This window comes from Micromonospora sp. NPDC004540 (assembly GCF_040610095.1).
Taxonomy (GTDB): domain Bacteria; phylum Actinomycetota; class Actinomycetes; order Mycobacteriales; family Micromonosporaceae; genus Micromonospora.
This window is the reverse complement of the sequence record NZ_JBEXLR010000138.1, coordinates 1-13,086: the sequence shown is the minus strand read 5'-3', so window position 1 is coordinate 13,086 and position 13,086 is coordinate 1. Positions and strand designations below refer to the sequence as shown.

Below are 13,086 nucleotides of genomic sequence, written 5' to 3'. Positions count from 1 at the left end.
GGGGGGGCGTTGGTGCTTATATGCCCGGCGGGCCAGCACTAACCCCGCCCGCGCGGGGGGGGGGGGCCGGCGCCCGCCCCCCCCCCGCGGCATCGGCGGATCAGTCGCGCGGGGCCTGGAAGGCCACGCGGCGACGACGGAACATGACGAACAGCACGGCGCCGGCCACGAGCACGGCGGCACCGACACCGGCGAGGGCGGCGGCCGGGGCGCCGGTGACCGGCAGGCCACCACCCGAGCCGCCGTCACCGTCACCGTCACCGGAGCCGCCCTCGCCGCCGGTGATGACGATCCGGGCGGTGTTGTTCGCCGGGTTCGACTCGGTGGAGGAGGTGGCGCCGTCGACCACGATCGTGCCGTCGGTGCCCGGAGCTGACTTGATCTTCAGCTTGACGGTGGCCTTGATCCGGCCGTAGCCGGAGGCGACGCTGGGGAACTCGCTCTCGAAGTTGCAGCGCAGCTTCGCCGACTCCGGCAGCTGCTTGCCCGGCGTGCCGTCGGTGTAGCACCACTCCGAGGGCAGCAGCACCGTGCCGCTCGGCGCGGTGATGACGACCCCGGGGCCGCCGCCGTCGGACGGGCCGTTGTTCACGACCTCATACGCGAGGTCGACCGTCTGGCCGACCGTGCCCTTCACCGGCGGGACGGTGACGGCGACGTCGAGCGTGTTCTTCTTGGTCCAGAACTGGATGTCGGCATAGTTGTCCGACTCGTCGAGCTCACGCTCCACGACGGACCGCTTGGCGAGGCCCGCCGCCACGGCCTTGGCGTGCAGCTTCTCGGCGGCGGAGGCGAACGATGGGCCGGTGCCCTTGGTGGCCGCGGCCTTCTTCGCCGCCTCCGCCTCGCCCGCCAGGGCCGTGCTGAACGCGGCGTAGTTCTCGTCCGGACCGGGCAGGTTGCGGCCGAACGTGATGTTGAACAGCGACTCGCCGGTCTCGTCGTCGAACAGCAGCAGCCCCTCGCCGGGCTTGAGCGTCAGCGGCACCGTGCAGGTGACCTGGCTCGGCCCGTACACGTAGGGCGCGCCGATGTCCTTCGGGTAGTAGTCGACGTAGGTGCAGTCGCTGTACCGCTCGACGAAGGTGGCGCCGGTGGGCAGGTCGACCCGGACCGTGAAGTCCGTCGCCGGGCTGTCGCCCTCGTTCAGGACACCGCTGTAGAGCGGGACGCGGTCGCCCGGGCCGACCGGGTGCGCCTTGTCGTTCAGGTTGTCGGCGGCGGCGACCAGGTCGGGGCCCGACGCGACCACGGTGACCGGGAACGAGGTGGTGTTGTCGCCGGGGTTGGCGTCGTCCTCCGCGCCGGCGATGGTCACCGTCACCGCGCCCGCGTCGCCGGGCGTGGCGCCCGTGCGGCTGGCCAGCGACACCGGGTAGACGTTGGTGACCTGCCCGGCCGCGAGAGCGCCGACCGTGCAGGTGACCTTGGCGTCGGCCAGCTTGCAGGTGTCGTCCCAGTCCGACACGGAGGCGGTGACCGCGTCGGAGAGCTTGCTCAGGTCGAGGGTGACGGTCACCGCGGTGGCGTCGGCCTCGCCGTAGTTGTAGACGTACATGCCGATGGTGGTGCCGCTGTTGTCGATCTCGGCGACGGGGTCGCGGTCGAACGAGACGGAGAGATCGGGCAGCGCGTCCGCCGCGTGGGCGGGGGCGGAGAAACCGAACAGCGCGGTCGTCGCCAGCATCGCCGCGCCGACGGCGAGGCGGGGCCAACGGGCCGTGAGGGATGTCATGTGTGCTCCGGAAGAGAACGAAGGAAGCCCGCACTTTAGTTGACGATCAGCAACCGTGCTGCCCCGTGCGAAGAGGCCGCTCCAGAACCCTGGGCGATGTCAGTCCCGTCGATTAGAATGTATGTACTAATCGAGCCTGTTGACCTGGGAGGATGCTCGTGACTGCGCCCACCTCCGCCGCCCCTGTCACCCCCTACGCCACCCTCCTCGGGTTCACCCGCTACGTGGACCGCACCGGGCCCACCAAGGCCACCTTCGTGGGCGGCCTGCGCAAGCAGCGGGCGAGCCGCCACGGGTTCAACCCGCACGGCCAGTTCGTCAAGGCGCTCAAGGCCGACGTCGCCTTCCACACCGGCGGCACGCACCTGGCCCAGGTGGCCGACCTGGTCAAGCCGCGCTGGCGCCCGCTCTACGAGGCGCTGGTGCCGGGCGCGACCACCTGGCTGCACTCGCTCGGCGAGCCGGCCGGCGTCGACCTGGCCCAGACCCGCGACGCGCTGGCCATGCTGGGCGACCTGCCCGTGAAGATCAACCCGCAGTTCGGCGTGCGCTACGCCGACGGCCGCGCCGAGGCGATCCGGCTGCACTTCGACGAGGCCCCGCCGAGCGAGGAGACCACCCTGGCCACGCTGCACCTGATGGCCCGGCACATGGACGCGGTCCTGCCGCACGCCGAGCCGGTGCTGGTCGACGTCCGGCGCGGCGAGTCCCACCGGATGCCGGCCGACGTCAAGCCGGAGCAGATCGAGCAGTGGCTGGCCGGCGAGGCCGCCGCGTTCCGCGCCATCTGGTCCACGGCCGCCTGACCGGCTGGGCCGCGCCCGGCGCCGTCACCGGTGCCGGGTGCGGTGCAGCAGGTACGCGGTGACCAGGCCACCGGCCAGCACGGCCACCGCCCCGGCCGTCTGCCCGGTCTCCAGCGCCACCCGGAAGGCGTCCCGGACCACCGCGCGCTCGCCGTCCGAGCCGGCGGCGGCCAGCGCGGCCGGGAACGAGCCGGCCCCGGCCAGCGCCGCCGGCAGCAGGGCGGCGAACCGCGCGTTCAGCACCGCGCCCAGCACGGCCACGCCCAGGCTGCCGCCGACCTCGGTCATGGTGCCGTCGACACCCGCACCGGCCCCGGCCCGCTCCGGCGGCAGCGCGCTCACCACCGCCTCGACGATCGCCGGATTGGCCAGCGCGCAGCCGGCGCCCATCAGCAGCAGGCCGCCGAGCAGCGCCGGATAACCGTCCCCGGGGGTGTAGGTGACGGCCAGCAGCCCGACGGCGAGCAGCGCCATCCCGACGGCGACCGCGGCCGGCCGCCCCATCCGACCGATCAGCGCGGCGGCCGCACCGGTGAGGTTGAGCAGCACAATGGAGAGCGCGAACGGCGCCATCCGCAGCCCGGCCTCCCAGGCCGGGTAGCCGCGAACGAACTGCAACTGCTGGGTGAGCAGGAAGAGCGCGCCGGTCGCGCCGAAGGTGATCAGCACGACCCCGGAGACCGCGCCGGTGAACCGGGGGTTGCGGAACAGCCCCATGTCCAGCATCGGATCGGCGACCCGGTGTTCCCAGGCGACGAAGAGGCCGAGCAGCGCGGCGCCGGCGGCGGCCGCGGCGAGCACCGCCGGGGCGGTCCAGCCCTGCTCCGGCCCGGCGGTGATCGCCCAGACCAGCCCGGTGAGCCCGGCCGTGGAGAGCAGGACGCCCAGCACGTCGAGCCGGCCGGTGGCCGCCTTGCGGGACTCCGGCACCAGCAGCCGCACGGCCACCAGGCAGACCAGCACCACCGGCACGTTCACCAGGAAGATGGCCTGCCAGGGCAGGTGGGCGAGGATGGCCCCGCCGACCGGCGGCCCGACGGCGAAGCCCAGCGCGCTGGTCGCCGCCCACACCCCGATGGCCCGCTGCCGCGCCGGCCCCTCGAAGACCTGCACGGCCACCGCGAGGGTGGCGGTGACCAGCAGCGCGCCGCCCACGCCCATCCCGGCCCGGGCCGCGATGAGCTGGCCGGTGGTCGTGGCCAGCCCGGCGGCCAGCGAGCCGGCCCCGAACAGCACCAGCCCGACCAGCAGCATCCTCCGCCGGCCGTACCGGTCGGCCGCGCTGCCGGCGCTGATCAGCAGGCCGGACAGGACCAGGGCGTACGCGTTGATGATCCACTGCACGTCGCTGGTGCTCGCGCCCAGCTCGGTGGTGAGCACCGGCACCGCCACGGTGAGCACGGTGTTGTCCAGCACCACGGTCACCTGGGCCAGGCAGAGCACGGCCAGGATCCACCAGCGGTGCCGCAGGACCGCCGGCCCGGTCGGGGCGACCGGCGCCGCGAGGGCACTCACGGCCGCGGGGCGTACGGGGCGAGCGGGTTGGCCAGCGTCCCGACGAACTGGAGCGCCGCCGACGGGTCCGCCAGGTCGACCATCTGCTGGTTGTTGCGCAGTTGCAGCCGGTTCAGGCAGGAGAGCGCGAACTCCGGGGCGAACAGGTCGTGCCGCCCGGCCAGGTGCGGCACCGACTCCGTGTACGCGCTGACGCACTCGGCCACGGTCCGCCAGAAGGTCTCCTCGTCGAGGATCCCCTCAATGGCCAGGATCGCGTTGAGGTGGCGCAGGAACGAGTCGAACACGTCGGTGAAGACGCAGAGCACCTTCTCGTCCTCGGGGACGGCGGCGCGGATCCGGCGCACCGCCTCGGGCAGGTCGGCCTCCGGGTCCATCACGACGATCTCCTCGGCGATGTCCTTGAAGACCACCCGCTCCACCACGTCGTCGCGGAGCACCAGGATGACGTTCTCGCCGTGCGGCATGAACGCCAGGTCGTAGGCGTGGAGCGCGTGCAGCAGCGGCACCAGGTAGGCGTCCAGGTAGCGGCGCAGCCAGTCGGCCGGGGCCAGCCCGGACCCGGCGATCAGCGCACCGGCGAACGAGCGGCCGGCCCGGTCGACGTGCAGCAGCGACGCCATGGTGGCCAGCCGCCGGCCCGGCTTCAGCCCGGGCACCGGGCTCTCCCGCCAGAGCGCGGCGAGCATCTTCCGGTACGGCGAGTAGCGGTCGGTGGCCGCCTCGAACTGCCGGTGCCGGTAGCCGATGGCGGCCCGCTCCCGGATGATCGACAGCCCGGTCCGCCGGAACACCGGGTCCGCGGCGATCAGGTCGGCCAGCCAGTCGTTGATGGCCGGGGTGTGCTCCATGTACGCGGCGGACAGCCCGCGCATGAAGCCCATGTTGAGCACCGAGAGCGCGGTCTTCACGTAGTGCCGGGTCGGGTCGGTGACGTTGAAGAAGGTGCGCACCGACTGCTGGGCGAGGTGCTCGTCCGGCCCCTCGCCCAGTGGCACCAGGTGCCGCCGGGCCACCTCGCCGGCGAAGGTGACCGCCAGCTTGTTCCACCACTGCCAGGGGTGCACCGGCAGCAGCAGGTAGTCGGCCGGGTCGAGGCCGAGGCCGGTGAGGGTACGCGCGAAGCCGGCCAGCGTCTCCTCGCCCAGTTCGGCCCGGACGTGGGTGTCGTAGTCCAGGTCGGCGGCGCAGGTGAAGGTGGTGTGGTCGCGGTGCGCGGCGAGCCAGAGCAGCCGGACCGGCCGGCCGGCCTCCGGGGCGTACCGGTGGTGGTCGTGCACGCCGAAGCCGATCCGGCCGCTGTTGGCCACGAAGCACGGGTGGCCCTCGGTCATCGCCGTCTCGATCTGCTGGAAGTCCGCCTTGACCAGCTCGGCGGCCGCCAGCTCCGGCCGGGCCAGCTTGTAGGCGAGCCCGGCCAGGGTGGAGGTGATCTCCTCGAGGTAGACCGGCAGGACGGCGTCGGTGAGGCCGAGCGCGCCACGCAGCTCCAGGCAGAGGTCGACGGCGTCCAGCGGCGCCGCCCGCCCGGCGACGTGCCGGGTCAGGCCGGCGGGGTCGATCCACCAGTGGTTCAGGCTCAGCTGCCGGGCCGCGAAGCGGTACTCGGCGGTGCCGTCGTCGCCGCGTACCCGGTAGTGGCCGCCGCCCTGCGGCTCGGGGGTGACGAGCCGTTCGTGGGCGAACTCGGCCAGGGCCTTGCGGACCAGCTGGCGGTTGGCGGCGGCCCACAGCTCGGGGGTGAGGTGGTCGACGGCGGCGGAGGGGGTGGTCACGCGGGTACCTCTCAACGGGTGGCGGAGAACTGCTCGCGGGTGCAGACGCTGAGCAGAGCGGTCTTCTCGGGCTTGGCGATCGGGCCGACGACGGTGAAGCCGACGGCCGCATTCAGCGCGTGCACGGCGGTGTTGCGCACGTCGGGTTCGACCACCACCCGGCGGGTGGCCGGGTCGGCGAAGAGCCAGTCCAGCACCGTGGTGATCACGGCGAGGGTGAAGCCGCGCACGGGAGTGTCGGTGGGCGCGCAGAGGAAGTGCATCCCGACGTCACCCTCGACCGGGTCGTAGAGGCCGACCAGCTCGACCCGGGCCGGGTCGTAGCGCTCGGCCAGGAACGCCGGCCGCCCCTGCCAGAGCCCGAGGTGGGCGTCGTGGTGCGGATGCGCGGCGATCCGCCGGTACTCCTCGGCCACCCGGGCGACATCGGCGTCCTGCATCATCCAGAACACCGCCTTGGGGTGGGTCACCCAGCCGTGCAGCAGCGCGGCGTCGGCGTCCGGGTCGAGCGGGCGGAGGCTGAACTCGCCGAGGCGCGGGTCCACACGGCGGTACGTGGCCACGGTCATGAGGCCACCCCGGCCGGGGCGCCGAACTCCTGGAACGCGATGCTCTTCTCGATCGGGTAGTGCTCGCGGCCGGTCAGCTCGCGGATGATCCACGAGTTGCGGTAGGGGCCCATGCCCAGGTCGGGCGAGGTGACGCTGTGCGTGTGGGTGCCGGCGTTCTGGAGGAAGACGCCCCGTCCGGTGTGGTCGATGCTGTAGTTGCGGGCCACGTCGAAGCGGCCGTGGCCGTCGAGGCGGAGCCGGTCCCGGATCGGGTCGAGGAAGGCGGGTACCCGGTAGCGGTAGCCGGTGGCCAGCACCAGCCCCTCGGTCTCCAGGGTGAAGTCGCGGCCCTGCTCGACGTGGTGCAGCCCCAGCGCGTACCTCCCGCGCGCCGGGTCGTACGCGGCGTCGGTCAGCGCGGTGTTGGTGAGCAGCCGGGTGGGCGCCGGGCCGCCGACGCTCTTCACGTAGAGCAGGTCGAAGATCGCGTTGATCAGCTCCGCGTCGATCCCCTTGAACAGCCCCTTCTGCTCCGCCTCCAGCCGGTAGCGGGTCGGCTCGGGCAGGGCGTGGAAGTAGTCGACGTAGTCCGGGGAGGTCATCTCCAGGGTGAGCTTGGTGTATTCGAGCGGGAAGAAGCGGGGCGAGCGGGTGACCCAGTTGAGCTGGTAGCCGTGGGTGTCGATGTCGGCGAGCAGGTCGTGGTAGATCTCGGCCGCGCTCTGCCCGCTGCCGACCACGGTGATGCTCCGCTTGCCGCGCAGCGCCGCCCGGTGCTCCCGGTACCGCGAGTTGTGGATCACCTCGCCGCCCAGCCCTTCGCAGGCCGGCGGCACGTGCGGCGGGGTGCCGGTGCCGAGCACCAACCGGCGGGCCCGGTGGGTCACCTGCCGGCCGCCCACCCGGGCGTGCACGACGTACCGGTCGTCGGTCGGGTCGTACTCGATCGCGGTGACCTCGTGTCCGAACCGGACGCCGGGCAGCTTCGCGGCCGCCCACCGGCAGTACGCGTCGAACTCGCTGCGCAGCGGGAAGAAATTCTCCCGGATGTAGAACGGGTAGAGCCGGCCGGTCTCCTTGAGATAGCTGAGGAAGGAGTACGGCGAGGTCGGGTCGGCGAGCGTCACCAGGTCGGCGAGGAACGGGGTCTGCAGGTGGGCGCTCTCCAGCAGCATGCCGGGGTGCCAGTCGACGTCCTGGCGGGCCTCCAGGAAGAGGCCGTCGAGGTCGGCGATCGGGGCGGCCAGGCAGGCCAGGCCGAGGTTGTACGGGCCCAGCCCGACGGCGATGAAGTCATGGGTCGACATGGGTGTTCTCCTGGGCGGACGGCCGGTCAGCCGACCGGGCAGGACAGCTCGTCGGCGGTGCGGGTGCGGGCGTACCAACCGGCGTGTTCGGCGATCAGGTCGAGGACCGCGGCGACGTCGTCCCCGGTGGTGTCCGGGTTGAGCAGGGTGAACTTCAGGTAGTGGGCGCCGTCGACCCGGGTGCCGGCGACGAGCGCGGCGCCGGAGGCGGCGAGCGCCTCGCGGGCGTACAGGTTGGCGTCGTCCACGAGATCGGCGGCGAGGCCGGCGGGGCGCCAGCGGAACACCAGGGTGCTCAGCGTCGGCCGGGTCACCACCTCGAAGCGGGGGTCGGCGTCGAGCAGGTGCCAGGCCTCGCCGGCCCGGTCTACCACCTCGTCGAAGAGCGCGCCGACCTCGTCCGCCCCCATGATCCGCAGGGTGAGCCAGAGCTTGAGCGCGTCGAACCGGCGGGTGGTCTGGAGGCTCTTGTCGACCTGGTTGGGGATGCGCTGCTCGACGGCGCGCGCCGGGTTGAGGTAGTCGGCGTGCCAGGTGGCGTGCCGCAGCGTCCGGCCGTCGCGGACCAGCACCGCGCTGGAGCTGACCGGCTGGAAGAAGGACTTGTGGAAGTCGACGGTCACCGAGTCGGCCCGCTCGATGCCGTCGAGCAGGTGCCGGCGGGTGGGCGAGACCAGCAGCCCGCAGCCGTACGCGGCGTCGACGTGCAGCCACACGCCGGCCGCCGCGCAGATGTCGGCGACCTGCGGCAGCAGGTCGATGCTGCCGAAGTCGGTGGTGCCGGCGGTGGCGACCACGGCCATCACCAGCAGCCCGTCCGCCCGGCAGCGGGCGATCTCGCGGGCCAGCGCGTCGGGGCGCATCCGCCGCTGCGCGTCGGTGTCGACGGTGCGGACCGCGTCCGGGCCGAGGCCGAGCAGCCGGGCCGCCTTCTGCACGCTGAAGTGGCCGGCGGCGGAGGTGAGCACCCGCAGCCGGGACAGCGCCTCGGGCCCGGGCCGCAGGCCGGCCCGCGCCCGGGCCTCCTCCCGGGCCAGCAGCAGCGCCTGGAGGTTGGAGTGCGTCCCGCCGCTGGTGAACACCCCGTCGGCGGCGGGACCGAGGCCGATCCGCCCGGCCGTCCAGTCGATGAGCCGGCGTTCGATGAGGGTGCCGCCGGCGCTCTGGTCCCAGGTGTCCAGCGAGGAGTTCACGGCGCTGAGCACCGCCTCGCCGAGCAGCGCCGGGATCACCACCGGGCAGTTGAGGTGGGCCAGGTAGCGGGGGTGGTGGAAGTAGACCGCGTCGCGCAGGTAGACGTCGTGCAGTTCGTCGAGGGCCGCGCCGGTGTCGCCGAGCGGGCGGTCGAGGTCGACCGCCGCGACGCGCGGGGCGAGGTCGTCCGGGCCGACCCCCGTGAACGGCCGGTCGGCGGTGGCCACCCGGCGGGCCACCCGCTCGATCCCCTCGGCCAGCACGTCGCGGTAGCGGTCCAGCGAGCGGGCGGTGAACAGGTGGCCCCGGGCGGCGGCCGGGCCGGCGCCGGCCGAGGGGGCCGGAACGGTTGCTCCGGGCAGGCTCATGGGCAGTCCTCAGTGGTCGGAAGCGGACACGACGGCGACGGTGCGACGGCACGGCGCCATCCCGCGCGGTCCGGAGATGATCGCGGAGTTAGGTTACCCTAACCTAACTTGCAGGGGTCAAGAGGTCGGGTGGCGCCACGCCGACGCCGGCCGGTCCGGTGGCCGCCGGTCGCGGCCCCGCGGGGAAGCGTCGCTGGTGGACCACGCCCGCCACGACGGCGAGGCCGACCAGCACGACGCAGCCGATGGCGACCGCCGGGTAGCCCAGCTGATCGGCCGCGGCCAGGCCGGCCGAGGCGGCCACGAACGAGCAGACCAACCCGAACGAGGAGAGCACCGTGAAGTCGGCGCCGCCGGTGTCCGGCCGCGAGTAGTCCATGTTGACCGTGTAGAGCACGACGTTGGCCACCGTGTACGCGGCCAGGAAGAGGCAGAGCGCCACCACGGTCCCGGCCAGCGGCGCGCGGCCGGTGAGCAGCGGGAGCAACAGCAGCGTGGACGCCGCGAGCGAGGCACCGGCCACCACCAGCACCCGGCCGCGGCCGTACCGGCCGATGCCGAGCCCGGCCAGCAGGCCGGCCGCGATCGCGGGCACGCTGGTCACCACGCCGGTGACCACCCCGATCCGCCCCAGCGACCAGCCGGCGTCCACCAGCGCCGGGGTGACCAGGGCGTACGCCGCGCCGGCCCCGACGTAGAGCAGCGGCACCACGCCGAAGGTCCACCACCGGCAGCCCGGCTGGGCGAACACGGACAGCAGCGCCCGGTAGGCCTGCGCGGTGGAGGGCACCCGGTCGGTGCGGGGCGGCTCGCGGAACCGCCACACCACGAGCAGGCCGACCGCGGTCAGCGCGGCCAGCAGGAGAATCGCCGGCCGCCAGCCGTACCGGTCGTAGACCACCACGCAGGCGCCGCCGCCGAGCAGGTTGCCCAGGTAGCTCGCGGCGACCTGGATGCCGTTGCCGGCGCCGCGGGACCGGGCCGGGAGCAGCCGCACGGCCACGGCGTCCACCGCGATGTCCTGGGTGGCGGAGAGCAGCACGTACGCGAGGCAGACCGCGACCACCGGGCCGAGCCGGTCGGCCGGGCGGTCGAAGGGCAGCAGCGCGGCCAGCGCCAGCACCAGTCCGGTCTGGAGCACCAGCAGCCAGGAGCGGTAGTGGCCGCGGTGGCGCGAGCCGTACCGGTCGAGGAGCGGGGCCCAGAGGAACTTGACCGGCCACACCAGACCGACGATCTGGAGCAGCGCCAGGGTCGAAAGGGGGGTGCCACCGTCGCGCAGGATCGCGGTCAGCCCCACGGTGATGAAGCCGACGCCGAGGTACTGGGTGACGTAGAGCGTGGTCAGCGTGCCGAGGCGCCCGGTCACCGGACGCTCCAGTAGCCGAGCGAGGTGACCTGGTGCTTCCCCACGCCCAGGGTGCGGCGCAGGTGGCGGGTGATGTCGCGGGTGCTGGCCGCCTCGGCGGCCACCCAGTAGTGCGCGTCGTCGGCGGCCGGCAGCGCGTCCCGGACGATCTTCACGAGGCCCTCGCCGTCGGCGCCGCGCGGGATCCAGGTGACCTCGTGGTGGTCCCGGGCGCGCGGCGTCAGCGCCCGCTCGCCGTCGTGGGCGTACTCCAGCCAGACCGTGGCGGGCACCTCGGCGGCGGCGTCGAGCAGGCTGTTCACCGCCGGCAGCGAGGCGGCGTCGCCGACCAGGTAGAGGTGGCGCGGGGCGGGCTCGGGCAGGGCGAAGGCGCTGCCCTGCACGGTGGCGTCGATGGTGTCGCCGGCGGCCGCGGTCTCCGCCCACCGGGCGGCGCACCCGTCGTGCAGGGCGAACTCGAGGTGGAACCGGCCGGTGGCCGGATCCGGGTCGACCAGGGTGTACGCCCGCTGGTGCGGCTTGCCGTCGTTGTCGAACCAGAGCCGGATCCACATGGTGGGGTGCACGCCGCAGGCTTCCAGCAGGCCGCCGCCGTCCACCAGCAACCGCCGGTACCGGTCGCCGACCGGCTCGGTGTCGAGCACGGTGAGCCGGAAGTTCCGCCCGCCCATGGCCCGCAGCACCAGTGCTTCCCAGTTCCGCTTCACGCTTGCGCCTCCAGTAAGGTCTGCCTAAGTTAGGGAAGGGTAACCTAAGTTGATGTTCATGATGTGGCCGGCCGATGACGTGTCCGCGACGGCCGGCCGGTGAGCGGCATCCGTCGCGATTCCTGGGGTGTGCCGCAGCTGTGGGGCGACACCGTCGAGGAACTGGCCCGGCTCCAGGGCCGGGCCGCCGCGCTGGACCGGGCCTGGCAGATCGAGGTCGAACGGTGGCGCGCCGAGGGCCGGCTCGCCGCACACCTCGGCCCGGCCGAGCTGGGCTGGGACCGGTTCGCCCGGCGGGCCCGCCTCGCCGACACCGCCGCCCGTTGCTTCCGCCGCCTCTCCCCCGCCACCCGCCGCTGGGTCACCGCGTACGTGGACGGGGTGAACGCCGGGCTCGCCGAGGGCGCGGCCGGCGCGCCCGAGTTCGCGGCGACCGGCTCCGCCCCGGGCCGGTGGCGGCCGTGGTCCCCGCTCGGGGTCTTCCTGGTCCAGCACATCCTCTTCGGCACCTTCCCCAACAAGCTCTGGCGGGCGCACGTCGAGGCCACCCTCGGCCCGGCGGCGACCGGCCTGTTCGCCGTCGAGGGACCGGGCGGGTCGGGCAGCAACGCCTGGGTGGTGCCCGGCGACCCGGTCACCGGCCGCGGGCCGGTGCTGGCCGGCGACCCGCACCGGGTGCTGGAGCTGCCCGGCATCTACCAGCAGGTCCGGCTGGCCTGCCCCGAGTTCGACGTGCTCGGGTTCGCCTTCCCCGGGGTGCCGGGGCTGCCGCACTTCGGCCACGCCGGCGAGGTGGCCTGGGCGGTCACCAACGCGATGGCCGACTACCAGGACGTCTACCGCGAGCACCTGCGCCGCGAGGGCGGGCGGGTGCTGGTCCGGGACGCCGACGGCTGGCTGCCGGCCCGCCACCACGTCGAGCGGATCCGCGTCCGCGGCGCCGCCACCGAGCCGGTCGAGGTGATCGAGACCCCACGCGGCCCGGTGATCGACCACGACCGGCACACCGGCGAGGCGCTCAGCCTGCGGGTCCCGGCCCGGGTCGAGACGGACCTCGGCTTCGACGCGCTGCTGCCGTTGCTGCGGGCGCGGACCGTGGACGACGTCACCGAGGCGCTGCGCGGCTGGGTCGAGCCGGTCAACAGCGTGCTGGTCGCCGACCGGCACGGCGGGGTGCGGCAACTCGTCGCCGGGCTGGTGCCGCTGCGCGACGACCGCTGCCGGTGGGTGCCGGTCCCCGGCTGGGAGCCGCGCCACCGGTGGTCCGGCCGGTACGCCGAGACCAAGCCGGTCGAGGTGGCCGGGGTGGCGGTCTGCGCCAACGACCGCCGCGACGACGTGGCCGACCTCGGGGTCGACTTCGCGCCCCCGCACCGCGCCGCGCGGATCCGGGACCTGCTCGCCGCGGACGTCCCGTCCGACGCCGTGCACGTCGACACCCGGCTGGCGGTCGGTCCACTGCGGGCGGTGCTCGACCGGCTCGACCCGGCGACGCTCGACCCGGCCACCCGGACGCTGCGGCGGCGGCTGCTCGCCTGGGACGGCCGGATGGCCGCCGACAGCACCGACGCCGGCGCCTGGGCGGCCTGGCGGAACGCCCTGGTCCGCCGGTTGCACGACCACCCCCGGCTGCGCCCGCTGCGCACCCCGGCCCGGTACGACGCGCTGTTCACGCCGTGGACCGACCCCCTCGCGCGGCTCGGGCACGCCCTCGACGGCCTGGTCGCCGGAGCGGACCGGCTCGGGGTGGACGTCCCCG

General features: G+C 74.0%; 10 protein-coding genes. 2 read left to right on the top strand and 8 right to left on the bottom strand.

Going from position 1 to position 13,086, the window contains the following annotated elements:
- Nucleotides 1-100: 100 nt before the first annotated feature.
- On the bottom strand, nt 101-1,735 hold the full coding sequence (locus ABZV78_RS29445; protein ID WP_355643803.1) for a peptidase: 1,635 nt from the start codon (nt 1,733-1,735) through the stop codon (nt 101-103).
- A gap of 158 nt (nt 1,736-1,893) precedes the next feature.
- Here ABZV78_RS29445 and ABZV78_RS29440 point away from each other — a divergent pair, with 158 nt between their 5' ends.
- Nucleotides 1,894-2,541 carry a hypothetical protein gene (locus tag ABZV78_RS29440; RefSeq protein ID WP_355643801.1) on the top strand — a complete coding sequence of 216 codons (648 nt, stop codon included), beginning with the start codon at nt 1,894-1,896 and terminating at the stop codon, nt 2,539-2,541.
- A gap of 24 nt (nt 2,542-2,565) precedes the next feature.
- Here ABZV78_RS29440 and ABZV78_RS29435 read toward each other — a convergent pair whose 3' ends face one another.
- The 7 genes from ABZV78_RS29435 to ABZV78_RS29405 form a co-directional block, all read right to left on the bottom strand.
- The gene (locus ABZV78_RS29435) at nt 2,566-4,056 is read right to left on the bottom strand and encodes an MFS transporter (protein WP_355643799.1); all 1,491 of its coding nucleotides are present in this window, start codon (nt 4,054-4,056) and stop codon (nt 2,566-2,568) included.
- Nucleotides 4,053-5,831 (bottom strand): IucA/IucC family siderophore biosynthesis protein, encoded by a 1,779-nt coding sequence (locus ABZV78_RS29430; RefSeq protein WP_355643797.1) that lies wholly within the window; start codon nt 5,829-5,831, stop codon nt 4,053-4,055. The genes ABZV78_RS29435 and ABZV78_RS29430 overlap by 4 nt, the downstream gene beginning before the upstream one ends.
- An 11-nt stretch (nt 5,832-5,842) precedes the next feature.
- On the bottom strand, nt 5,843-6,400 hold the full coding sequence (locus tag ABZV78_RS29425; RefSeq protein ID WP_355643796.1) for a GNAT family N-acetyltransferase: 558 nt from the start codon (nt 6,398-6,400) through the stop codon (nt 5,843-5,845).
- Nucleotides 6,397-7,689, bottom strand: coding sequence for a lysine N(6)-hydroxylase/L-ornithine N(5)-oxygenase family protein (locus ABZV78_RS29420; protein ID WP_355643794.1), 1,293 nt, complete (start codon nt 7,687-7,689; stop codon nt 6,397-6,399). Before ABZV78_RS29420 ends, ABZV78_RS29425 begins: the two co-directional genes overlap by 4 nt.
- 26 nt (nt 7,690-7,715) lie before the next feature.
- A complete protein-coding gene (locus ABZV78_RS29415; RefSeq protein ID WP_355643792.1) occupies nt 7,716-9,251 on the bottom strand; it encodes an aspartate aminotransferase family protein in 1,536 nt (511 codons plus the stop codon).
- A 103-nt stretch (nt 9,252-9,354) separates the two neighbouring features.
- Nucleotides 9,355-10,620 carry an MFS transporter gene (locus ABZV78_RS29410; RefSeq protein WP_355643791.1) on the bottom strand — a complete coding sequence of 422 codons (1,266 nt, stop codon included), beginning with the start codon at nt 10,618-10,620 and terminating at the stop codon, nt 9,355-9,357.
- Nucleotides 10,617-11,327 (bottom strand): siderophore-interacting protein, encoded by a 711-nt coding sequence (locus ABZV78_RS29405; protein WP_355643789.1) that lies wholly within the window; start codon nt 11,325-11,327, stop codon nt 10,617-10,619. The genes ABZV78_RS29410 and ABZV78_RS29405 overlap by 4 nt, the downstream gene beginning before the upstream one ends.
- Nucleotides 11,328-11,426: 99 nt before the next feature.
- Here ABZV78_RS29405 and ABZV78_RS29400 point away from each other — a divergent pair.
- Nucleotides 11,427-13,086 (top strand): penicillin acylase family protein (locus ABZV78_RS29400; RefSeq protein WP_355643787.1); only part of this gene is annotated, 1,660 nt, incomplete at its 3' end.